Below are 22,928 nucleotides of genomic sequence, written 5' to 3'. Positions count from 1 at the left end.
CGCCGTGGGCGGAAGGGCCGGGCGGAGCGGGACTGTGAAGTGCCGGGTCCAGGCCAAAGATGGCTCCGAGAATAGCGGAGAGAAGGCAGTGAAAAACGGGTGCTCTGCCGGCTGTGGATAAGGGTCCTTCCGGGCCGAAAATGTCGGTCCGGCTTGAAAACCTTGGGGCATGACCAAGCGGGAGAATCCAGGGCAGGGCAGCCTCTTCGGGGGTCACTTTTCGACGGGCGGCACCGGAGGGGCGGCACCGGCTTCCGGCTCCGACGGGAATGCCGGCGTGGGCGCCGGCTTGGGCGCGGCCCGCTGCAGGGACGGGGTGCCCGCTGCGGTGGCGCTCGCCGTCGTCTTTTCTGCACAGCCGCCTGGTGATCCCGGGGGCGGTGGCGCTGAGGCGGAGAACGCCGACGTCGGCGGTCTTGGCACCGGCGGTTCTGTCGCCGGCGGTCCTGACAGGGGCGGTGCCGACGGCGCCGGCCCCGGAGCCGCTGGTCCTCTGCCGGCGGGGCTGGCGGGACAGCTGTCACTGGGTGCCGCCGAGGAGCTCGATGCGCATGAGGCAGGGGCGGTGCTGGAACGCCTGGATGCCCTTGTCGGATGGGCGCAGGCGCAGCAGGCCAGGGTGGTAAAGCGGCTGCAGGACCTTCTGGCCCGTGAGGTGGAACGCCGCGACACACCCGCCCAGCTGCAGCCGGGAGAGACGTTGACTCTGACTGCAGCGGAGGTGGGGGCGCTGCTTCGGGTGCCGCACATGACGGCGCTGCGGGTGGTTTCCGAGTCCGGGAAGCTGGTTGAACGGTTTCCGGCGACCTTGGCTGGATTGTCGCAGGGTCGGATTACCTACTCGCATGCCCGTGTGCTCCTGGATGAGGCCCAGTTCGTTCCGGCGGAGGACGCCGCCGGTTTTGAAGCCGCAGTACTGGACGCGGCGGCGGGTCGGACGGCAGCACAGCTGGGGCGCCGGGTGCGGACGATGCGGGAGCGCAGATATCCGGAGACCATCGTGGATCGGCACCGGAACGCCCTGGCCAAACGTCGGGTGTGGCTCGAGCCGGCGCCGGACGGGATGTCCTGCCTCACCGCCCTGATGCGCGCGGAGCAGGGGCAGGCCGTTTTCGGATCGCTGTCCCGGGCGGCTCGTGCGCGGAAATCGGCAGGTGACGGGCGAACAGTCGACCAGCTGCGTGTCGACCTGCTGGCCTCAGCGCTGCTTGGCGGCGGGGCGGCGGGATCGCAGGGGCGGGTGCAGGAAGAGTGCGCTTCTTTGTCCGGTGGTTCAGTCCCTCTGGGTGATGCCGACCGGGCCGGGAACGAAGGCCGCCGGGGGCAGGTGCGAGCAGGTCGGAACCAGACGGATCTCGCCCCGGCAGGGCCTGGCACCTGTGCAGACGGACAGGCTGGGCCAGACGCGGAGGGCGCAGCGGAGGAGGACCTGCCCGGCCTGCGTCCGGAGGTCATGGTGATCATCAGCGCCGAGACTCTGTTCGGTGCCGATGATGCCCCGGCCGAGCTGAACGGTTACGGCCCGATCAGCGCCGAAGCCGCCCGCCGGCTCATCCGTTCGGTCCGGCATTGGACGGGGCTGGTCCAGGATCCGCAGACTGGTGAGATTCTCGCCGTGGGACGTCGGCGTCGCGTTCCCGCCGGACTGGCCCGATGGCTTCAGGCAAGGGACGGAACCTGCCGGTTCCCAGGGTGCAGCGTCAACGCGCGTCGGTCAGAGCTGGACCACACTCTCCCTTACGCCACAGGCGGCCCCACCGATCATCAGAACCTTGAGCATCTGTGTCCAAAGCACCATCGACTCAAGACCCAGGGATACTGGACCGCACGGCAGCCCGAAGCCGGCACCCTTGAATGGCGCTCGCCTCTGGGCCGCCGGTACAGCACCGACGCTCAGCTCAGCCTGGTTCCGCCGGGTGGAAACGTGCGCAGAGAGCTCGGTGAAGGCGATGGGGCGAATCCGACCGCTGGTGTGGGTGTGGCGCCCGCACCAGACTTCTCCGGGGATGTGGGATCCGCGGGAGCGGGATCCGTAGGAGAAGGACGCGCGGGAGAGAATCGCCCGGGCGCGGATGACCGTGGCCGTGATCGCCCGCCGGGCGGTGACGTTACACCTCCCTTCTAGACGTCGCGCCACCCTTGTAGCAATTGCCGAGGGCCTGGGGACGCCGGCGTTGAGTGACTCCGGTGTCTGGACGAGCCTGACCGGGTCACCCGCCGGCCAGTGACGTTGCCCAACCCTTCCAGTAGTAGCCCAGGTCCTGGGTCCTCCGGCGTGGAATCAGCCCGCGGCGTCTTCGTCGGGCAGTTTTCATCGGACAGGCTAGGCTGCCAGGCAGCAGAAACCGTCCGTCGAAGGGGTCGCAGCTATGGAAGAGACAGAGAGTGGAAACGCCCGGATCGCTGATGCTCCGGGAAGGGAGCCGGTCGAGGCCTCGGAGGGTCATGCGGAGCACGGATCAGGCCGTCGCCCCGGTTCCGGCGGGGAAGGAGTCGACAATCCCCGAAAGTCCGATAGGCCTTTGACCTGGGATCCGGCGAAGTACCAGGCGTACGCCGATCTCCGGGACCGTCCGTTCTTTGACCTCACAGGCCGGATCGGCGCGGAAGCACCACGCCGCGTCGTAGACCTTGGCTGCGGGAGCGGCCTCCTCACTGCCGCGCTTGCAGGACGCTGGTCCAACGCCGAGGTTATCGGCCTGGACTCTTCGCCGGAAATGATTGAGCAGGCCCGTGCCCGCGACGACGCGCCCGGCAACCTCAGGTTCGACCTGGCGGACATCGAAGACTGGATGCCCGACGCCGGCACCGACGTCGTCGTCTCCAACGCGGCTCTGCAGTGGGTGCCCAACCACACGGAGCTGCTCAGCAGGTGGGCCGCAGCTCTTGCACCCGGAGCCTGGCTCGCCTTCCAGGTTCCGGGCAACTTCGACGCCCCGTCGCATGCCCTGATGCGCGCGCTCGCCGACTCAGAACGCTGGCGGCCCAAGCTCGACGGCGTGCTGCGGCACGCCGACGCCGTCGCACCCCTCAGCGAGTACCTTGACCTGCTGCTCAGCGCAGGATGGGAAGCCGACGCCTGGGCAACGGCCTATCAACAGGTTCTCCAGGGAGAAGACCCCGTTCTGGAGTGGGTGCGCGGCACGGGCTTCCGCCCGGTCATGCAGGCCCTCAGTGCCGCCGACCTCGCCGCATTCGAAGCCGCCTACTCGGCCGCCCTTCGGGCAGCCTATCCCCGCCGTGCCTGGGGAACACTGTTCCCGTTCCGCCGCCTGTTCGTCGTCGGCCATAAGCCGGAATAGCGCCGGGCCGGCTGGCAGCTCCGCGTTCCGACCGGGTTTCCTGTTGGGCGGCTGGCCGCCTGGTGCCTTTAAGCGCGGCAGCTACCAGCTAAGTCCGGCAGCTACCAGCCCGCGTGTTCCGGCCGCGCCTTCCGGCCTTCCACCCATCAGACCCGCGTTTTCGAGTCCGGCAGCTACCAGCCCGCGCCTGCCACTCCGGCAGCTACCAGCCCCGCGCTTTCCACTCCGGCAGGTGCGGCCGCTCGGCTCCGAGCGTGGTGTGAGCTCCATGCCCGGGGTGCACCACTGTGTCATCAGGAAGGTATTCGAACACACGTTCGACTACATCGCTGAAGAGCGAGTTGAAGCGCTCAGGGTCCTTCCACGTGTTCCCGACTCCGCCCGGGAACAGCGAGTCCCCGGAGAACAGGTGGGCAGGGCCGGCACCGTTGCGGCAGAGCAGGGCGACGGAACCGGGAGTGTGCCCGCGCAGGTGGATGACTTCCAGGTCGAACCCGTCGAAGTCCAGGATGTCGCCGTGGTTGAGGGCGACATCTGCGCTCAACGGGATATCCGGAATGTCATCGCTGCCGGCGGCCGTCCGTGCGCCGGTGGCGGCGGCAGCCTCAGCAAGGGCCCGCACATGGTCCCAGTGGCTGTGCGTCGTGATGATCATCTCCACGTGCGCCGGTCCTCCGCCGTCCTGAGCACCGCTCTCCAGCAGCGCCTGAATGGCCGGAAAATCGTCGGCGGCATCAATGATTACCTGGGCGCCCGAGCGCTTGGCGGTAATGACATAAACGTTGTTGTCCATCTCGCCGACGGACGCCCGACGGATGGTGACATTCTCCAAATCCCACATGGGGGCAGTGTATCCACTGTGCCGCGGCCGCGCGTGACAGGTCCCACAGTCCGGTGCTGCCAGCTGTGGGCGCCCGGCCGCAGTCGGCCCCAGCCTGCTGCGCTGCCGTCCACGCATGCGCTCGCCGACCACGCCGGGCCCGCGGCCCCCGGCATCGCCGTCTCCGGCCCGTCCCCGACAGGCACGACCAGAGCATGGGAGCACTCGCCTCCGCGGGGATTGTGCACGTCCCCCGGTGGCGGTACGTTGGCCGGATGCTCCTCAGGCTGGTTCGGCAGAACCTGGCGCCGTATAAGGGCGCGGTCGCCGTCGTCGTTCTCCTGCAGCTGCTGCAGACCGTGGCAACCCTGTACCTGCCGACCCTGAACGCGGACATCATTGACCGGGGAGTAGTCACCGGCAACACTGCGGTGATCCTCGACGTCGGCGGCTGGATGCTCGCCGTGACGGGCGGCCAGGTGGTCTGCGCCGTGGCAGCCACCTATCTTGCGTCCCGGGTCGCCATGAGCGCGGGCCGGGACATCCGTGACCGGCTGTTCACGTCGGTGGAGTCGTTCTCCTCCCGGGAAGTGGGCACCTTCGGCGCGCCATCCCTGATCACCCGCACCACCAACGACGTCCAGCAGGTTCAGATGACGCTGCTGATGACGTTCACGGTGATGGTCTCCGCCCCGATCATGGGCCTGGGCGGGGTGCTGCTGGCCCTGAACCAGGACGTCGCCCTCTCCGGGATCCTGCTGCTGATCCTGCCGGCCCTGTTCATTGTCATCGGGCTGGTGCTGCGCCGCCTGATCCCGCTCTTCCGCCGGGTGCAGCAGCAGATCGACCGGGTGAACGGGGTGCTGCGCGAACAGATCATGGGCCTGGCCGTCATCCGTGCCTTTGTCCGCGAGCGCACCGAGCAGGAGCGGTTCGACGGCGCCAATCGGACCCTGACCGATACGCAGCTGCGCACCGCTCAGTACATGGCTCTGCTGTTCCCGGCCGCAATGCTGGTCGCGAACCTCGCGTCCGTGGCCGTTGTCTGGTTCGGTGCCTACCGGATCGACGCCGGGCAGATGCAGATCGGGGCCCTCACCGCCTTCATCGCGTACATCATGCAGATCCTGATGGCGGTCATGATGTCGATGTTCATGATCATGATGCTCCCTCGGGCCGCGGTGTGCGCGGAACGCATCTACGAAGTCCTCGATACCGAAAGCACGGTGCGCGACGCCGCCGACGCCGTTCCCCTGGTGTACGACGGCGGCACCCTGGTCTTCGATAACGTCGGCTACACCTATCCCGGGGCGGAAGCACCGGTGCTGCACAACGTCAGCTTCACGGCGGCGTCCGGGCAGACGACCGCCATCATCGGGTCGACCGGGGCCGGCAAGTCCACCTTGGTGAACCTGGTGCCCCGACTGCTGGACGCCACGGACGGCAGGATCCTGGTGGACGGACAGGACATCCGGGACGTCACCCTGCAGTCGCTGCGCAGCGGCATCGGCCTGGTGCCGCAGCGGGCGTACCTGTTCAGCGGCACCGTTGCCTCCAACCTCCGGTTCGGCAGGCCCGAGGCCACCGACGCCGAATTGTGGGAGGCGCTCGAGATCGCCCAGGCTGCCGACTTTGTCCGGGCGTCCCGGGAGGGCCTCGAACAGCGCGTGGAGCAGGGAGGCGGCAATTTCTCCGGCGGCCAGCGCCAGCGCCTGGCCATTGCCCGTGCCCTGGTGGTCCGGCCCGCCGTCTATCTGTTCGACGACAGCTTCTCGGCCCTGGACTTCGCCACCGACGCCCGGCTCCGCACGGCGTTGAAGCAGCGCACGGCGGACGCCACGGTGCTGATCGTCGCGCAGCGGGTCAACACCATCAGCGATGCCGCCCGGATTGTCGTGCTGGAGGAAGGGCGGGTGGCCGCGCAGGGGACGCATGTGGAACTGCTGGAGTCTTCGTCGACATATCGGGAGATCGTGGAATCCCAGCTGACGGCGGAGGAGGTCCCGTGACGGCAGGACGGCGGGGCAGGAATGCCCAGCTGCGGCAATCCCTCCCGATGCCCCGGGAGCTTCGTCAGCCGCGCCGAACGGAGGTGGGCCCGTGAGCGGAATGCATGGGGGAAGCCGGCCCGGCGCCGGCCGTCCTGCAGGCGGTCATGCCCCGGGAGGCAAGCCGCTGAACTTCCGTGCGGGCGTGCGCCGGATCCTGGCCCTGATGGCTCCGGACCGGCTGCGGGTAGCGCTGGTGGCGACCGCCGCCGTCGTCTCCGTGGCGCTCGCCGTCAGCGCCCCGGCGGTACTGGGCCAGGCGACCAACGTGATCTTCGACGGCGTGATCGGCGCCGGGCTGCAGCAGGGCATCAGCAAGGATGAGCAGGTGCAGGAGCTGCGCCGGCAGGGGCAGGAGCAGCTGGCGGACATGCTGGCCGCCATGGACGTGGTTCCCGGACAGGGGGTGGACTTCGGACGGCTCGGGGTATTGGTGCTGGGAGTGCTGGGCATCTACCTCGCAGCCTTCCTGTTCGGCTGGCTGCAGGCCCGGGTGACCGCACGGGTGGTGCAGAACGCCATGTACCGGCTCCGCAGGGACGTGGACGCCAAGCTCTTCCGGCTGCCGATGTCGCACTTCCAGCGTGAAGCGCGCGGCGACGTGCTCAGCCGCGTCACAAACGACATCGACAATCTGGCCCAGACTCTCTCCCAGACGCTCACGCAGATCGTCACCGCCTCGCTCACGATCATCGGCGTGCTGGGCATGATGCTCTGGCTCTCGCCGCTGCTGGCCCTGATCGCGGTGATCACGGTGCCGGTGTCCGCCGTCGTGACCGTCCTGATCGCCCGGCGCTCGCAGGCGCAGTTCATGCAGCAGTGGAAATCCACGGGCGAGGTGAACGGCTACATCGAGGAGATGTTCAGCGCCCACGATGTGGTCAAGGCCTTCGGGCAGTCCGAACGGGTGGTGGAGGGCTTTCGGCCGGCCAACCGGCAGCTCTACCGTTCCTCGTTCCGGGCCCAGTTCGTCTCCGGCATCATCATGCCGACCATGCAGTTCATCTCGAACCTCAACTACGTGGCCGTCGCCGTCGTCGGCGGCCTGCTGGTGGCCAACGGCCGGCTCTCCATCGGGGGAGTGCAGGCCTTCATCCAGTACAGCCGCCAGTTTTCCCAGCCGCTGGGCCAGATCGGCTCGCTGATCAACATGCTGCAGTCCGGTGTCGCCTCCGCGGAGCGGGTCTTCGAACTGCTCGACGCGCCGGAGCAGGAACCCGATCCGGCGGAGCCGGCGACCCTCCCGCGGGTGCGCGGCCGGGTGGCCTTCGAACACGTCGATTTCAGCTACACCCCGGACGCGCCGCTGATCCGCGACCTGTCCTTCGTTGCCGAGCCGGGACAGACGGTCGCCATCGTCGGCCCCACCGGCGCGGGCAAGACCACCCTGGTGAACCTGCTGATGCGCTTCTACGACGTCGATGCCGGACGCATCACCATCGACGGCGTCGACACGAGACGCATGCGGCGCCGGGACCTGCGCCGGCTGATCGGCATGGTGCTCCAGGACGCCTGGCTGTTCGACGGCACGATCCGGGAGAACCTGGCCTACGGCGCCCCCGGGGCCACGGAAGAGCAGATCGTTGCCGCCGCCCGCGCCACCCATGTGGACCACTTCGTCCGTTCCCTGCCCGAGGGGTACGACACCGTGCTGGGCGACGACGGCGGGTCGCTGAGCCAGGGCCAGCGGCAGCTGCTCACCATCGCCCGGGCCTGGCTGGCCGACCCCGCGATCCTGGTCCTCGACGAGGCAACCAGCTCCGTGGACACCCGAACCGAGGTGGCGATCCGGCTCGCCATGAACGCCCTGCGGCAGGACCGCACCAGCTTCGTCATTGCCCATCGGCTCTCCACCGTCCGTGATGCCGACGTCATCCTCGTCGTGCGGGAAGGCCGGATCGTGGAGCAGGGAACCCATGACGCGCTGCTCGAGGCCGAAGGATTCTACGCGGATCTCTACCGTGCGCAGTTCAGCGGCCCTGCCGGGGACGATGAAGGGGCCGATGACGGAGCCGGGGAAGCGGAAGGGGCAGCCGACGGGGCAGCGGGCAGGGCAGCGGGCGGGGCCGCCGCTGCAGGGAAGGTGGAGGCGCCCGGCCCGGCCACGGCCGGCTGAACAGCTGAGTGTCCGCCCCGCATCCGGCACGGCGCACGCGCCACATCGGCGGACAGCCGGTGCCCGGAGGGGCGCCGTGGCAGAATGAGGACGGGCCCGCAGGGGCGCCGGTGAGCCCCGGCGCCGTCGGCCCGCTGACCCGAAACAGGGAGGACGAATCATTGAGCGACCAGGTGCTCTCGTGGGTGCGGATCGACCCATCCGACCCCGTGCCGCCGTACGAGCAGCTTCGCCTGCAGATCCTCACCGCAGCGAACGACGGCCGGCTGCCGGTCGGGACCAGGCTCCCGCCGGTCCGCACGCTGGCGGCTGAGCTGGGCCTGGCCGTCAACACCGTTGCCCGCGCATACCGCGAGCTGGAGCACGCCGAGATCGTCACGACCCGCTCCCGGGCCGGCACCGTCGTCTCCGCGCCGGCCGGAGACGCCCGCCGCCGGGTGGCCGACGCAGCCAAGGTGTACGCCGATGCCGCGCACGCCAACGGCCTCGCAGCCGACGCCGCGCTGGCCATCGTGGAGGCGGCCCTACGCTCCCGGTGAACACGGCACCGCTCGAATACGTCTTCGATTCGCGTTTGATCTACAGTGGAAAACGTGTCTACTGCGACTTCTTCCCAGACCGGTGGCCTGGTTCGCCAACCGACCGGCAATGACCTTTCCCGGCTGATCGTCAAGGGTGCGCGGGAGCACAACCTGCGCAACGTGGACCTGGACCTGCCGCGGGACGCGATGATCGTCTTCACCGGCCTTTCCGGCTCCGGAAAGTCCTCCCTGGCGTTCGACACCATCTTCGCCGAAGGCCAGCGCCGCTACGTGGAATCCCTGTCGGCGTACGCCCGCATGTTCCTGGGGCAGGTGGACAAGCCCGACGTCGACTTCATCGAAGGGCTTTCGCCGGCGGTCTCCATCGACCAGAAGTCCACGAGCAACAACCCGCGCTCGACGGTCGGCACGATCACCGAGATCTACGACTACATGCGCCTGCTCTGGGCGCGCGTCGGCCGCCCGCATTGTCCGGTCTGCGGCGAGCCGATTTCCCGGCAGACCCCGCAGCAGATCGTCGACCAGCTTCTCGAGCTGCCCGAAGGCACCCGCTTCCAGGTCCTGGCCCCGGTGGTCCGCGGCCGCAAGGGCGAGTTCGTGGACCTGTTCAAGGAACTGGCCTCCAAGGGCTACTCCCGGGCCCGGGTCGACGGCAAGCAGGTCCAGCTCTCGGATCCGCCGAAGCTGGGCAAGCAGTACAAGCACACCATCGAAGTCGTCGTCGACCGCCTGGTGGTCAAGGACGGGGTCCGGCAGCGGCTCACCGATTCCATCGAGACCGCGCTGGGCCTGGCCGATGGCCGCGTGCTCACCGACTTCGTAGACCTGCCCGAAGACGCCCCGGACCGGATCCGGGCCTTCTCCGAAAATCTCGCCTGCCCCAATGAGCACGCCCTGGCGCTGGACGAAGTTGAGCCCCGCTCCTTCTCCTTCAACAACCCGTTCGGCGCCTGCCCGGTCTGCACCGGCATCGGCTCCCGGCTGGAAGTCGACGAGGAGCTGGTCATTCCGGATCCGGACAAGTCGCTGCGCGACGGCGCCGTCGCCCCCTGGTCCCTCGGCACCGCCACCACCGAGTACTGGAACCGGCTGCTCGAGGGCCTGGCCAAGGACATGGACTTCTCCATGGACACCCCCTGGCATTCGCTGCCCAAGCACGTCCAGCAGGCGGTGCTGAACGGCAAGGATCACAAGGTGGAGGTGGAGTACCGCAACCGGTTCGGCCGCATGCGCCGCTACACGACCGGCTTTGAGGGCGTCGTCCAGTACATCCAGCGCAAGCACCTGGAGACCGAGTCGGACAGCGCCCGCGACCGCTACGAGGAGTACATGCGGGAAATCGCGTGCCCCGAGTGCGGCGGCGCGCGCCTGAACCCCACGTCCCTGTCCGTGCTGATCAACGGCCGCAACATTGCCGAAGTCACCGCCCTGCCGCTGCGCGAGGTCCGGTCCTTCCTGGAAGGCCTGGAGCTGACCGGACGGGAGGCGCAGATCGCCAACCAGGTGCTCAAGGAGATCCTGGCCCGCCTGACCTTCCTGCTCGACGTCGGCCTGGAGTACCTCAGCCTGTCCCGGGCCGCCGGTACGCTGTCCGGCGGCGAGGCGCAGCGCATCCGGCTGGCCACCCAGATCGGCTCCGGTCTGGTGGGCGTGCTGTATGTCCTCGACGAGCCCTCCATCGGCCTGCACCAGCGGGACAACCGGCGCCTCATCGAAACGCTGACCCGGCTGCGGAACCTGGGCAACACCCTGATCGTCGTGGAGCACGACGAGGACACCATCAAGGAAGCGGACTGGATTGTCGACGTCGGCCCCGGCGCCGGCGAGCACGGCGGCGAGGTCGTCCACTCGGGTCCGCTGGCGGAGCTGCTGGAGAACCCACGCTCGATCACCGCGGACTACCTCACCGGCCGGCGCGAGATCGAGATCCCCGCGAAGCGCCGAAAGATCGACCGCAAGCGCCAGCTGAAGATCGTCGGCGCCAAGGAAAACAACCTGCGCAACATCGACGTGACCGTGCCCCTGGGCGTCTTCACCGCCGTCACGGGTGTCTCCGGGTCCGGCAAGTCCACCCTGATCAACGACATCCTCTACAAGGTGCTGGCGAACAAGCTCAACGGCGCCAAGCACGTTCCCGGCCGGCACACCCGGGTCGAGGGACTGGAGCACCTGGACAAGGTGATCCACGTCGACCAGAGCCCGATCGGCCGCACCCCGCGGTCCAACCCGGCGACCTACACGGGCGTCTTTGACCGCATTCGGAAGCTTTTCGCGGAGACCACCGAGGCGAAGGTGCGCGGCTACCAGGCCGGCCGTTTCTCGTTCAACGTCAAGGGCGGCCGGTGCGAAGCCTGCCACGGCGACGGCACCCTGAAGATCGAAATGAACTTCCTGCCGGACGTGTACGTGCCCTGCGAGGTGTGCCACGGCGCCCGCTACAACCGCGAGACGCTCGAGGTGCACTACAAGGGCAAGAACATCGCCGAGGTCCTGGACATGCCGATTGAGGAGGCCGCCGAGTTCTTCTCCGCCTACACGGCGATCGCGCGCTACCTCAAGACCATGGTCGACGTCGGGCTGGGCTACGTCCGGCTGGGCCAGCCTGCGACCACTCTGTCCGGCGGCGAGGCGCAGCGCGTCAAGCTGGCGGGCGAGCTGCAGAAGCGTTCGAACGGACGCAGCGTGTACGTGCTGGACGAGCCGACCACCGGCCTGCACTTCGAGGACGTGCGCAAGCTGCTGCTGGTCCTGCAGGGTCTGGTGGACAAAGGCAACACGGTCATCACGATCGAGCACAACCTCGACGTGATCAAGAGCGCGGACTGGCTGATCGACATGGGGCCCGACGGCGGGTCCGGCGGCGGCATGGTGGTCGCCTCCGGAACGCCGGAAAAGGTGGCCGCGACTGAGGCCAGCCACACCGGCACCTTCCTGGCGGAAATCCTGCCCTGAGGTTCCCGGTTCCCCGGCCGCCGCGGCGGCCGGGGAACCGGCGTGGAAGGGCAGCGGAGGAATATGCCCGCCTCAATACATGCGTGTGACGGCATGTATTTTTCGGTGCAGGGCGTCACATGTGGGAAACTTGCCCGGTGGATGAGACGCGGTTGCTGGTGCTGTTCGACCTTGACGGGACCCTTGTGGATCCTGCCGGAAGTATTACCGGCGGCATCGCCGGGGCCCTGGCGGAAGCCGGGCTGCCGGTACCCGGGCCCGACCGGCTCTCGGCCATGGTGGGCCCGGCACTCACGACGTCCCTGCGCGACATTGCCGGCGTGCCCGAGGACCGCCTCGACGAAGTGATTGCTGCCTACCGCGCCGGATACCGCAGCAGCGGAATGGCCGCGAGCAGGCCGTACCCCGGCATCCCCGAAGTCCTGGCAGAGCTGCAGGGCCGGTGCCTGCTCGCCGTCGCCACGCAGAAGCCGGAGGGCCTGGCGCATGAACTGCTGCGCCTCCAGGGCCTTGACGGGTTCTTCGCCTCCATCCACGGTTCCCCCGACGACGAGCGGACGTCAGCGACGGACGGCAAGGCCTCCATCGTCGCGGCCGCGCTCGAACGGCACCGCGGCGCCTGGGACCGCGCGGTGATGATCGGTGACCGGAGTCATGACGTGCACGGCGCCGCCGCCAACGGCCTGCCCTGCATCGGCATCACCTGGGGCTTCGCCGCCGACGGCGAACTGAAGGAGGCCGGCGCTGCGGAGGTCGTGGCGCGGGCCGGGGACCTGCCCGCGGCGATCGCCCGGACGGCTGCCGCACCGGCCGTCGAACTCCCGGGGCACGAGCCTTCCTCCGCCTCCGCTCCCTTCCGGGGCGCCGCCGGCAGCCGGGAGGTGGCCGCGCATGGGCGTCTATAAGCTCACCCGCACCAGCACCCGCGCCCTGATCGCCGGGCTCTGCCGGCCCACGATCATCGGGCTGGAGAACGTGCCGCCCAGCGGTCCTTTCATCGTGGCGGCCAACCACCTGTCCTTCCTTGACAGCGTCCTGGTCCAGGCCCTCATGCCGCGGCGGGTGGCGTTCTTCGCCAAGGCCGAATACTTCACCGGCACCGGGCTCAAAGGCGCGGCCATGCGCAGCTTCTTCGAAGGCGTCGGCTCCATTCCGGTCGAGCGCGGCGAACAGGCCGCCAGCGTGGCGGCGCTGCGCACCCTCCTGGACATATTGGACCAGGACGGCGGCATCGGCATCTATCCCGAAGGAACCCGCTCCCGGGACGGCCTGCTCTACCGCGGGCGGACCGGCGTCGGCTGGCTGGCGCTGACCTCCGGTGCCCCCGTGGTGCCGGTCGGGCTGATCGGAACGGAACGGCTGCAGCCCGCAGGCGCCCGGATGGTTCGGCCCCAGCACTTCACGATGAAGGTAGGCCGGCCGCTGTACTTCCAAAAGACCGGGCCGGACCATGCCCTCCCTGCCCGACGGCAGGCCACCGACCGGGTGATGGACGCCATCGCCGAACTCAGCGGCCAGGAACGCGCCGGCACCTACAACCAGCACAAGCCCGAAGGCTGACGGCCGGCCCGGTCGGCTGCCTCCGCCGTCCGCGAAAGCCCAAGGGCGGCTGTCCGGGCAACCGTAGGATGGAACAGTGGCAGATCCAGCAAGCTACCGGCCCAAGACCGGCGAAATTCCCACCCAGCCGGGCGTCTACCGTTTCCGCGACGCCCAGGGCCGGGTCATCTACGTGGGCAAGGCCAAGAACCTCCGCTCCCGCCTGAACTCCTACTTCGCCAATCCGGCCGGCCTGATGCCCAAGACCCGCACCATGGTCCATACCGCCGCCGGGGTGGAATGGACCGTCGTCGGCACCGAGCTTGAGGCGCTGCAGCTCGAGTACACCTGGATCAAGGAATACGATCCGCGGTTCAACATCATGTTCCGGGACGACAAGTCCTACCCCTACCTGGCCGTGACGATGGGGGAGAAGTACCCCCGCGCCCAGGTCATGCGCGGGGACCGCCGGAAGGACACCCGGTACTTCGGCCCCTTCTATCCGGCGAAGGCCATCCGCGAAACCCTCGACACCCTGCTGCGCGTGTTTCCGGTGCGCACCTGCAGCGCCGGCGTTTTCCGCCGCGCCGAACGCACCGGCCGCCCCTGCCTGCTCGGCTACATCGACAAGTGCGCCGCGCCCTGCGTGGGCCGCGTGACCGCCGAGGAGCACCGCGACATCGCCGCCTCCCTGTGCGACTTCATGGCAGGCGACAGCAAGCGCTTCATCCAGGACCTCGAGGCGCGCATGCGCGAGGCCGTCGCTGAGCTGGACTACGAGTCCGCCGCACGCATCCGCGACGACATCTCCGCCCTGAAGAAGGTCTTCGAACGGAATGCCGTAGTGCTCAGCGAGGACACCGACGCAGACATCTTCGGCCTGCGGGAGGACGAGCTCGAAGCATCGGCCCAGGTGTTCCACGTCCGCGGCGGCCGGATCCGCGGCCAGCGCGGCTGGGTGGTCGAGAAGGTCGAAGACACCGGAGACGAGGACCTCATCGAGCACCTGCTCCAGCAGGTGTACGGCGAAGCCGCCTCCACCGACCGCATCCCGCGCAAGGTCCTGGTGCCCCGCCTGCCGGCCAACGTGGAGGACCTGGAGGCCTGGCTCTCGGGGCTGCGCGGCTCCAAGGTCAAGATCCGGGTGCCCAGGCGCGGCGATAAGCGCGCCCTGATGGAAACGGTCGAACAGAACGCCGAGGACGCCCTCCGCCTGCACAAGAGCCGCCGCGCCTCGGACCTCACCGCGCGCTCCGCCGCCCTCCAGGAGCTGCAGGACGCCCTGGAGCTGCCGGTCTCGCCGCTGCGGATCGAGTGCTACGACATCTCGCACGTCCAGGGCACCAACGTGGTCGCCTCCATGGTCGTCGCCGAGGACGGCCTGGCCAAGAAGTCCGACTACCGGCGCTTCGCCATCACCGGCGAGGCCGCCCGCGATGACACCTCGGCCATGTACGACGTCATCAGCCGCCGCTTCCGCCACTACCTGTCCGAGAACTTCGATCCCAACGCCCACCCCGACGAGGTCGCCGCCGCCGTTGAGGCAGTCGAGGCAACCGGACCGGTGGAGGCAGCGGAGCAGGCGGGCGGCGCCGGCGGGGACCGCCAGGCGCCTGCCCGTTCCGCCGCACCGCGGGCGAACACGCTCACCCCGGTCGCCCGGCCCAAGTTCGCCTATCCGCCCAACCTGGTGGTCGTCGACGGCGGGCGACCGCAGGTGGACGCGGCCTGCCGGGCCCTGGCCGACCTGGGCATCACCGACGTACAGGTGGTGGGCCTGGCCAAGCGGCTGGAGGAGGTCTGGGTACCGGACAGCGAGTTCCCGGTGATCCTGCCCCGTTCCTCCCCGGCCCTGTTCCTGCTGCAGCGGATCCGCGACGAGGCCCACCGCTTCGCCATCACCTTCCACCGACAGAAGCGGGGCAAATCGATGACCGCCTCGCTGCTCGACGACATCCAGGGCCTGGGCCCGGCCAAGCGCGCTGCCCTGCTCAAGCACTTCGGCTCGGTGAAGAAGCTGCGGACGGCCGGTGAGGAGGAGCTGCGGTCGGTGCCCGGCATCGGCCCCGCCCTGGCCGTCTCGATCCGCCGCCAGCTGGACGCAGCGTCCACCGCGGCGGCCCCGGCGGTAAACATGACCACCGGCGAAATCGTGGAATCTTAGCTACGCTGGGAACCCGGTGTCTACGCCACAACGACAGGACAATAGAACGATGACTGAAGTGGACGGGCTGACCAGCGTCAAACCGGCCGAATCCGAGCTGCTCGTGGTCACCGGCATGTCCGGCGCCGGGCGCAGCACCGCCGCCAACGCCCTGGAGGACCACGGCTGGTACGTCGTGGAGAACCTGCCCCCGTTGATGCTCGGCACGCTCACCGAGCTCGTGTCCCGGATGCCGCATTCGATTCCGAAGCTGGCCGTGGTGATCGATGTCCGCAGCAAGGAGCTCTTCCAGGACATCCGGGAGGCCCTGCGCAACCTGCGCGCCGCCGGCGTCAGCTACCGGGTGCTCTTCCTCGACGCCGACGACGCCACCCTGGTCCGCCGCTTCGAACAGGGCCGCCGGCCCCACCCGCTGCAGGAGGACGGCTCCATCCTTGACGGCATCGCCGCCGAACGGGACGTACTGGCCGAACTGCGACGCTCGTCCGACATCGTCGTCGACACCTCACGGTTCAACGTCCACGCGCTGGCCACGACCATCACCGAACTGTTCACCGAGTCCGGGCCGATCGTGCTCCGTCTCAACGTGATGAGCTTCGGGTTCAAGTACGGGCTGCCGGTGGACGCCAACTTCGTCGCCGACGTGCGCTTCATTCCCAATCCGCACTGGATTCCCCAGCTGCGCCCGCACACCGGGCAGGACGGCGATGTCCGCGACTTCGTGCTCGACGCCGAGGGAACCAAGGAGTTCCTGGACCGCTACGTCGAGGCCCTGGAACCGGTGATCGACGGCTACCGCCGGGAAAACAAGCACTACGCGACCATCGCCGTCGGGTGCACCGGCGGCAAGCACCGCTCAGTCGCCGTGACCGAGGAGCTCGCGAAGCGGCTGGCCCAGCTGCCGCACGTCACTGTCAGCGCCCATCACCGCGACCTGGGGCGGGAGTGAGTTTCCTTACCGGCCCCCTGCCCCTGATTCCCGATACGTCGGCCGCCCGTCCGGGCACCGGCGGCCGTTCGGCCGCGCCGGCGGTCGTCGCGCTGGGCGGCGGGCATGGGCTGTCGGCCTCGCTTTCGGCCCTGCGGCTGCTGACCACCGACCTCACCGCCGTGGTCACCGTGGCCGACGACGGCGGGTCCTCCGGGCGGCTGCGCCGGGACCTGGGCGTGCTCCCTCCTGGGGACCTGCGGATGGCGCTGTCCGCACTGTGCGATGACACCGACTGGGGCCGCACCTGGCGCGACGTCATGCAGCACCGCTTCAAGTCCATGGACGGCGTCGAGGGGACCCTGGACGGGCACGCCATGGGCAACCTGCTCATCGTCACTCTGTGGGAGCTGCTGCAGGACCCGGTGGCGGGCCTGCAGTGGGCCGGCGCCCTGCTGGGCGCCCGCGGGCAGGTGCTGCCGATGTCGACGGTCCCGCTGACCATTGAAGGCGACGTCCTGCGCGAAACGGCGGCCGGCCTGCAGCACGAGACCGTGCGCGGGCAGGCCCGGCTCGCCGCGGCGGGAGCCCGCAGCAACGTCACGGATGTCCGCCTCGAGCCTGCGGATGCTCCGGCGTGCCCGCAGGCCCTGGAGGCGGTCGAACGGGCGGACTGGGTGATCCTGGGCCCCGGGTCCTGGTACACCTCGCTGCTGCCGCACCTGCTCCTGCCGCAGCTGCGCGACGCCCTGTGCTCCACCAACGCCCGCCGCCTGCTGACCATGAACCTGAACATGGACACCACCGAGACTGCGGGCATGACCGCGGCGGACCATCTGGAGGTAATCCGCCGCTATGCCCCCGGTTTCAAGGTCGACGCCGTGCTGGCGGATCCGGCCGTAGCGGGCGACCGCCGCGCCTTCGAGGAGGCGGCCGCCGCGCTGGGAGCCCGCGCGGTCTTCGGTAAGGTGGGGGCTGCGGGCAGCCGTGCAGTGCATGATCCACTGCGGCTTGCCACCGCCTACCAGGACATTTTCGAGAACTAGCACCAGGAAACAGGAGTGTGTCCGTGGCCCTCACCACCGCCGTCAAGGAGGAACTCTCACGTCTGGACGTGTTGAAGTCCTCCGTCCGCAAGGCCGAGGTTTCGGCATTGCTGCGCTTCGCAGGGGGGCTGCACATCATCTCCGGCCGGATCGTCATTGAGGCCGAGGTGGACCTTGCCTCGACGGCCCGCCGGCTGCGCACGGCCATCTCCGAGGTCTACGGCCACGGCAGCGAAATCGTCGTCGTCTCCGGCGGCGGCCTGCGCCGCGGCAACCGGTACGTCGTCCGGGTGGTGCGGGACGGGGAGTCCCTGGCCCGGCAGACGGGACTGCTCGACTCGCGCGGACGGCCGGTCCGTGGCCTGCCCTCCGCGGTCGTGAACGGTTCCGCCGCCGACGCCGAGGCGGTCTGGCGCGGGGCCTTCCTCGCCCACGGCTCCCTGACGGAGCCGGGCCGCTCCTGCGCGCTGGAGGTCACCTGCCCGGGTCCTGAAGCCGCGCTGGCGCTGGTTGGCGCTGCCCGGCGCATCGGCATCTCCGCCAAGGCCCGCGAAGTGCGCGGGGTGGACCGGGTGGTGATCCGCGACGGCGACGCGATCGCCGCGCTGCTGACCCGCATGGGCGCCCACGACGCCCTGATGGTCTGGGAGGAACGGCGGATGCGCAAGGAGGTCCGCGCAACGGCCAACCGCCTGGCGAACTTCGACGACGCGAACCTGCGGCGCTCCGCCCAGGCCGCAGTCGCCGCCGGCGCCCGGGTCGAGCGGGCCCTCGAAATCCTCGGCGAAGACGTGCCGCCGCATCTGCGTTACGCCGGCGAGCTGCGCCTGGCGCACAAGCAGGCCAGCCTTGACGAACTGGGCCGCCTCGCTGAACCGGCCATGACCAAGGACGCCGTGGCCGGGCGCATCCGGCGGCTGCTGGCCATGGCGGACAAGCGCGCCGCCGAGCTCGGCATCCCGGGAACCGAGGCGAGCGTGACGGCCGAAATGCTTGACGGCTAGGTCCTTTGCATAGGATGGAGGCAGCCCGCCGGCTTTCCCACCGGCATCACCGGCCACTCCCGCAGCGGCCCGGTCGGGCGCTGCCGCCGAGCATGAAGGAGAAGCTGTGAACAATAAGTACACCCTGCCTGAGCTGCCCTACGATTACGCCGCCCTGGAGCCGCACATTTCCGCGCGGATCATGGAGCTGCACCACGACAAGCACCACGCCACCTACGTGGCCGGCGCCAACACCGCCCTTGAGCAGATGGCCGAAGCCCGCGAGGCGGGCGAGTTCGGGTCCATCCCGAAGCTGTCCAAGGACCTGGCCTTCCACCTGGGCGGGCACACCAACCACAGCATCTTCTGGAACAACATGAGCCCGGACGGCGGCGACAAGCCCGAGGGCGAGCTCGCGGCCGCCATCGACGAGTTCTTCGGCTCCTTCGACGGCTTCCGCGGCCAGTTCACCGCCGCGGCGACCTCGCTGCAGGGCTCCGGCTGGGCCATCCTGGCCTACGACCCGCTGGGCAGGAACATGGTCATCGAGCAGCTCTACGACCAGCAGGGCAACATCCCCGTGGGCACCATCCCGCTGCTGATGCTGGACATGTGGGAGCACGCCTTCTACCTGGACTACGTCAACGTCAAGGCCGACTACGTCAAGGCGTTCTGGAACATCATCAACTGGGCCGACGTCGCGCAGCGCTTCGACGCCGCCCGCTCCGGCGCCCCGGCACTGATCCTGCCCAACGAGGCGTAGGCACCACACCGGAGGGGCCCCGAACGGGACAAAAACCGCCCCTGCCCGGTACCCCGCGGGAGCCCGACGCGTAAGATGAGACCGTCAGCTGCCCGCCCGGCCCACCGGCCGGGCGGGCCCTGGCGAAGCAGCTCCCAGGTGGCCTTCAGACAACCGGGGTCACGTGATCTTCGATTGACCAGCTATCAAGGAGACGGACAGTGACTACTCGAGTTGGCATCAACGGCTTCGGACGCATCGGACGCAACTACTTCCGGGCCGCGCTGGAGCAGAACGCGGATCTGGACATTGTCGCCGTCAACGACCTGACCAGCCCCGAGACGCTCGCCCATCTGCTGAAGTACGACTCCGTCACAGGCCGCATTCCGGCCGATATCGAGGTCAACGAGGGCAACATCGTGGTGGGCGGCCGCACGCTGAAGGTCCTCGCCGAACGCGATCCCGCGAACCTGCCCTGGAAGGACCTCGGGGTGGACGTCGTCATCGAGTCCACCGGGTTCTTCACCAAGGCCGACGACGCGAAAAAGCACATAGACGCAGGCGCGAAGAAGGTGCTCATCTCCGCGCCGGGCAAGGGCGCCGACATCACCATCGTGATGGGCGTGAACGACGGCGACTACAACCCCGCCGAGCACAACATCATCTCCAACGCCTCCTGCACCACCAACTGCCTGGGCCCGCTGGCCAAGGTGCTGCATGAGGCGTTCGGCATCGAGCGGGGCCTCATGACCACAGTGCACGCCTACACCGCCGATCAGAACCTGCAGGACGGACCGCACCGCGACCTGCGCCGCGCCCGTGCAGCCGCCCTGAACATCGTGCCGACCACCACCGGCGCGGCCAAGGCCATCGGCCAGGTGCTGCCGGAACTGGACGGCAAGCTCGACGGGTTCGCGCTCCGCGTGCCGGTCCCCACCGGCTCGATCACCGACCTCACCGTGCAGGTCAGCCGCGAAGCGACCGTCGAGCAGATCAACGACGCCTACCAGGCGGCGGCCGACGGACCGCTGTCCGGCATCCTGCGCTACACCGACGAACCCCTGGTCTCCTCCGACATCGTCACCGACCCGGCCTCTTGCATCTTTGACTCCGGCCTCACCCGGATCATGGGCAACGAAGTGAAGGTCGTGGGCTGGTATGACAATGAGTGGGGCTACTCCTGCCGCCTGGTCGACCTGACCTCGCTGGTGGCGTCCAAGCTCTGACCCGGATCCAACCCGACCCAATCCACCCAGACCACCGACCGACCAAAGGTAGCTATGACAGTCAAGACACTGGATGAACTGATCAACGAGGGCGTCGACGGCCGCTACGTGCTTGTGCGTTCCGACCTCAACGTTCCGCTGGAGGACGGCCGGGTGACCGACAACGGCCGCATCCGCGCCTCCATCCCCACCATCCAGCGTCTGGTGGGCCACGGTGCCAAGGTCATGGTCATGGCGCACCTGGGCCGCCCCAAGGGCAAGCCCGACGAGAAGTATTCCCTGCGGCCGGCGGCGGACGAACTCAACGAGCTTGCACCGTTCTCCGTCGAGTTCGCCTCCGACACGGTCGGCGGAGACGCGAAGCGGCTCGCCGGATCCCTGGCGGCCGGCAGCGTCCTGGTCCTGGAGAACGTGCGGTTTGACCCGCGCGAGACTTCCAAGGACGACGCCGAGCGGCAGTCCTTCGCCCGCGAGCTCGCCGCCCTGACCGGCGGCAACGGCGCCTACGTCGACGACGCCTTCGGTGCGGTGCACCGCCGGCACGCCAGCGTCTACGACATCGCTGAAATCCTGCCCGCCTACCAGGGCGACCTCGTGAAGGAGGAGGTGCAGGTCCTGACCCGCCTCACGCAGGATCCGGCGAAGCCCTACGTCGTGGTGCTCGGCGGCTCGAAGGTCTCCGACAAGCTGGCCGTGATCGAGAACCTGATGGCCCGGGCCGACAGCCTGCTGATCGGCGGCGGGATGGTCTATACCTTCCTGGCGGCGCAGGGCCACAAGGTCGGAGCGAGCCTGCTGGAAGAGGACCAGATCGAGACCGTCAAGGGCTACCTTAACCGGGCCGCCGAGGTCGGCTGCGAGTTCGTGCTGCCCACCGACATCGTGGTCGCGGACCGCTTCGCGGCCGACGCCGAACACGAGGTCGTTCCGGCGGACGCCATGGAGTCGGGCCGCTTCGGAGACAAGGCCATCGGCCTGGACATCGGCCCCGATTCCGGCGCGGCGTTCGCCGAACGCATCCGCGGCGGCGAGACGGTCTTCTGGAACGGGCCGATGGGGGTCTTCGAGTTCCCCGCCTTCGCTGAAGGCACCCGGGCCGTGGCCCAGGCGCTGAAGGACTGCGCCGGCCTCACCGTCGTCGGCGGCGGCGATTCCGCCGCGGCTGTGCGCCGCCTGGGCTTCGCGGACCGCGACTTCGGCCATATCTCCACCGGTGGCGGGGCGTCGCTGGAGTACCTGGAAGGCAAGGACCTGCCGGGCCTCACCGTCCTGGACCGCTAAGATTCCCCACCGCTGCGGCCGCCGCCTGATCGTGGGCGGCGGCCGCAGCGCCTGTCGCGGCCCCGGCCGCCCGAGTAGATTCCGGAGCAGAAATGACCAGCTCGACCAACGGCAAGTACGACCGCACGCCACTGATTGCGGGCAACTGGAAGATGAACATGGACCACGTCCAGGCCATCACCCTGCTGCAGAAACTGGCCTGGACCCTCAAGGACGCCGACCACGACTTCGAACGGGTCGAAGTTGCCGTCTTCCCGCCGTTCACCGACCTGCGCAGCGTGCAGACCCTGGTGCAGGGGGACAAGCTCAAGATCGCCTACGGTGGGCAGGACCTCTCGCCGGAGGATTCGGGCGCCTACACCGGCGACATTTCGGGGCAGTTCCTGTCCCGGCTCGGCTGCACCTACGTCCTGGTGGGCCACAGCGAACGCCGCACCGTCCACGGCGAAACCGACGAGCTGCTCAACCGCAAGCTGAAGGCCGCCTACCGCAACGGCCTCACGCCCATCCTCTGCGTGGGCGAGGGACTGGAGGTCCGGCAGGCGGGGGAGCACCTCCTGCACACCCTTGAGCAGGTCCGCGCCGACCTGGCCGGGCTCGACGCCGAGCAGGTTTCCCGCCTGGTCATCGCGTATGAGCCGATCTGGGCCATCGGCACCGGCGAGGTGGCGGGACCCCAGGATGCCCAGGAAATGTGCAACACCATCCGGATGGAACTGGCGGACCTCTACGACGACGCCACCGCCGCGAAGGTCCGGCTGCTCTACGGCGGATCGGTGAAGGCCGGCAACGCCGCCGCCATCCTCCGGGAGCGCGACGTCGACGGCGTGCTGGTGGGCGGCGCCAGTTTGGACGTAGCCGAGTTTGCTAATATTGTCAGGTTTGAACAGCACCTGGTCACCGAGTGACCGGCCCGGGGCGCCGCTGCCCCGGCCGTGAAGAACCGTGCCATCTGAAAGGCCGTAAGTGGAAATTCTCAAGATCATCCTGCTGGTGCTGCTGGCGATCACAAGCGTGCTCCTGACGCTGCTGATCCTGCTGCACAAGGGACGCGGCGGCGGCATGTCCGACATGTTCGGCGGCGGCATGACCACCAGCCTGGGCTCCTCCGGCGTGGCCGAGAAGAACCTCAACCGCATCACCGTTGTCCTCGGCATCTCGTGGGGCCTGGTGATCATCGCCCTCGGCCTCATCCAGCGCTTCGCCGTGGAGTCCTAGCCACCCTGCCGCGGCGGGCAC

General features: G+C 68.9%; 18 protein-coding genes. 17 read left to right on the top strand and 1 reads right to left on the bottom strand.

Features of this window, described 5'->3' with window-relative positions:
- Nucleotides 1-169: 169 nt before the first annotated feature.
- Both AC5RUW_RS06325 and AC5RUW_RS06320 read left to right on the top strand, forming a co-directional pair.
- Entirely contained in the window at nt 170-2,125 is a 1,956-nt protein-coding gene (locus AC5RUW_RS06325) for an HNH endonuclease signature motif containing protein (RefSeq protein ID WP_494159894.1), read from the top strand.
- A 397-nt stretch (nt 2,126-2,522) separates the two neighbouring features.
- On the top strand, nt 2,523-3,302 hold the full coding sequence (locus AC5RUW_RS06320) for a trans-aconitate 2-methyltransferase (protein WP_494159893.1): 780 nt from the start codon (nt 2,523-2,525) through the stop codon (nt 3,300-3,302).
- Between the two features lie 202 nt (nt 3,303-3,504).
- Here AC5RUW_RS06320 and AC5RUW_RS06315 read toward each other — a convergent pair whose 3' ends face one another.
- Complete coding sequence (locus AC5RUW_RS06315; protein WP_494159892.1) at nt 3,505-4,143, bottom strand: MBL fold metallo-hydrolase; 639 nt, start codon at nt 4,141-4,143, stop codon at nt 3,505-3,507.
- Nucleotides 4,144-4,397: 254 nt separating this feature from the next.
- Between AC5RUW_RS06315 and AC5RUW_RS06310 the strand changes: the two genes are divergently transcribed.
- The 15 genes from AC5RUW_RS06310 (at nt 4,398) to secG (ending at nt 22,907) form a co-directional block, all read left to right on the top strand.
- Nucleotides 4,398-6,131 carry an ABC transporter ATP-binding protein gene (locus AC5RUW_RS06310; protein WP_494159891.1) on the top strand — a complete coding sequence of 578 codons (1,734 nt, stop codon included), beginning with the start codon at nt 4,398-4,400 and terminating at the stop codon, nt 6,129-6,131.
- Nucleotides 6,132-6,231: 100 nt separating this feature from the next.
- The gene (locus AC5RUW_RS06305; protein WP_494160204.1) at nt 6,232-8,286 is read left to right on the top strand and encodes an ABC transporter ATP-binding protein; all 2,055 of its coding nucleotides are present in this window, start codon (nt 6,232-6,234) and stop codon (nt 8,284-8,286) included.
- A gap of 161 nt (nt 8,287-8,447) precedes the next feature.
- Entirely contained in the window at nt 8,448-8,825 is a 378-nt protein-coding gene (locus tag AC5RUW_RS06300; protein WP_494006952.1) for a GntR family transcriptional regulator, read from the top strand.
- A gap of 54 nt (nt 8,826-8,879) precedes the next feature.
- Nucleotides 8,880-11,780 (top strand): excinuclease ABC subunit UvrA, encoded by a 2,901-nt coding sequence (gene uvrA, locus AC5RUW_RS06295; RefSeq protein ID WP_494159890.1) that lies wholly within the window; start codon nt 8,880-8,882, stop codon nt 11,778-11,780.
- A gap of 137 nt (nt 11,781-11,917) precedes the next feature.
- Complete coding sequence (locus AC5RUW_RS06290; protein ID WP_494159889.1) at nt 11,918-12,685, top strand: HAD hydrolase-like protein; 768 nt, start codon at nt 11,918-11,920, stop codon at nt 12,683-12,685.
- Nucleotides 12,672-13,340, top strand: a complete 669-nt coding sequence (locus AC5RUW_RS06285; RefSeq protein ID WP_494159888.1) for a lysophospholipid acyltransferase family protein — start codon at nt 12,672-12,674, stop codon at nt 13,338-13,340. Before AC5RUW_RS06290 ends, AC5RUW_RS06285 begins: the two co-directional genes overlap by 14 nt.
- Before the next feature lie 76 nt (nt 13,341-13,416).
- Nucleotides 13,417-15,483: an excinuclease ABC subunit UvrC gene (uvrC, locus tag AC5RUW_RS06280; protein ID WP_494159887.1), complete on the top strand. Its 2,067-nt coding sequence runs from the start codon at nt 13,417-13,419 to the stop codon at nt 15,481-15,483.
- Between the two features lie 49 nt (nt 15,484-15,532).
- Nucleotides 15,533-16,432: an RNase adapter RapZ gene (rapZ, locus tag AC5RUW_RS06275; RefSeq protein WP_494006957.1), complete on the top strand. Its 900-nt coding sequence runs from the start codon at nt 15,533-15,535 to the stop codon at nt 16,430-16,432.
- Nucleotides 16,429-17,457: a gluconeogenesis factor YvcK family protein gene (locus tag AC5RUW_RS06270; protein WP_494159886.1), complete on the top strand. Its 1,029-nt coding sequence runs from the start codon at nt 16,429-16,431 to the stop codon at nt 17,455-17,457. The genes rapZ and AC5RUW_RS06270 overlap by 4 nt, the downstream gene beginning before the upstream one ends.
- Before the next feature lie 23 nt (nt 17,458-17,480).
- Complete coding sequence (gene whiA / locus AC5RUW_RS06265) at nt 17,481-18,461, top strand: DNA-binding protein WhiA (protein ID WP_494006959.1); 981 nt, start codon at nt 17,481-17,483, stop codon at nt 18,459-18,461.
- Nucleotides 18,462-18,567: 106 nt separating this feature from the next.
- Nucleotides 18,568-19,203, top strand: a complete 636-nt coding sequence (locus AC5RUW_RS06260; RefSeq protein ID WP_494159037.1) for a superoxide dismutase — start codon at nt 18,568-18,570, stop codon at nt 19,201-19,203.
- Nucleotides 19,204-19,403: 200 nt separating this feature from the next.
- Nucleotides 19,404-20,408, top strand: coding sequence for a type I glyceraldehyde-3-phosphate dehydrogenase (gene gap / locus AC5RUW_RS06255; RefSeq protein ID WP_494159885.1), 1,005 nt, complete (start codon nt 19,404-19,406; stop codon nt 20,406-20,408).
- A gap of 54 nt (nt 20,409-20,462) precedes the next feature.
- The gene (locus AC5RUW_RS06250) at nt 20,463-21,689 is read left to right on the top strand and encodes a phosphoglycerate kinase (protein ID WP_494159884.1); all 1,227 of its coding nucleotides are present in this window, start codon (nt 20,463-20,465) and stop codon (nt 21,687-21,689) included.
- A 92-nt stretch (nt 21,690-21,781) separates the two neighbouring features.
- Nucleotides 21,782-22,597 (top strand): triose-phosphate isomerase, encoded by an 816-nt coding sequence (gene tpiA / locus AC5RUW_RS06245; protein ID WP_494159883.1) that lies wholly within the window; start codon nt 21,782-21,784, stop codon nt 22,595-22,597.
- 58 nt (nt 22,598-22,655) lie between these two features.
- Nucleotides 22,656-22,907 carry a preprotein translocase subunit SecG gene (gene secG, locus AC5RUW_RS06240; RefSeq protein ID WP_494006963.1) on the top strand — a complete coding sequence of 84 codons (252 nt, stop codon included), beginning with the start codon at nt 22,656-22,658 and terminating at the stop codon, nt 22,905-22,907.
- Nucleotides 22,908-22,928 lie beyond the last annotated feature (21 nt).

It is taken from the genome of Arthrobacter sp. Y3222053 (genome assembly GCF_059092805.1).
The sequence above is the reverse complement of the archived record's forward strand: the minus strand, read 5'-3'. Positions and strand labels throughout refer to the sequence as shown.

Bases quoted from the DNA above. Each gene is read 5' to 3' on its own strand.
- AC5RUW_RS06305 (WP_494160204.1), top strand. From the start codon at position 6,232: ATGCATGGGGGAAGCCGGCCCGGCGCCGGCCGTCCTGCAGGCGGTCAT.
- AC5RUW_RS06285 (WP_494159888.1), top strand. From the start codon at position 12,672: ATGGGCGTCTATAAGCTCACCCGCACCAGCACCCGCGCCCTGATCGCC.
- AC5RUW_RS06325 (WP_494159894.1), top strand. From the start codon at position 170: ATGACCAAGCGGGAGAATCCAGGGCAGGGCAGCCTCTTCGGGGGTCAC.
- AC5RUW_RS06250 (WP_494159884.1), top strand. From the start codon at position 20,463: ATGACAGTCAAGACACTGGATGAACTGATCAACGAGGGCGTCGACGGC.
- AC5RUW_RS06310 (WP_494159891.1), top strand. From the start codon at position 4,398: ATGCTCCTCAGGCTGGTTCGGCAGAACCTGGCGCCGTATAAGGGCGCG.
- AC5RUW_RS06315 (WP_494159892.1), bottom strand. From the start codon at position 4,143: ATGTGGGATTTGGAGAATGTCACCATCCGTCGGGCGTCCGTCGGCGAG.
- rapZ (WP_494006957.1), top strand. From the start codon at position 15,533: ATGACTGAAGTGGACGGGCTGACCAGCGTCAAACCGGCCGAATCCGAG.
- tpiA (WP_494159883.1), top strand. From the start codon at position 21,782: ATGACCAGCTCGACCAACGGCAAGTACGACCGCACGCCACTGATTGCG.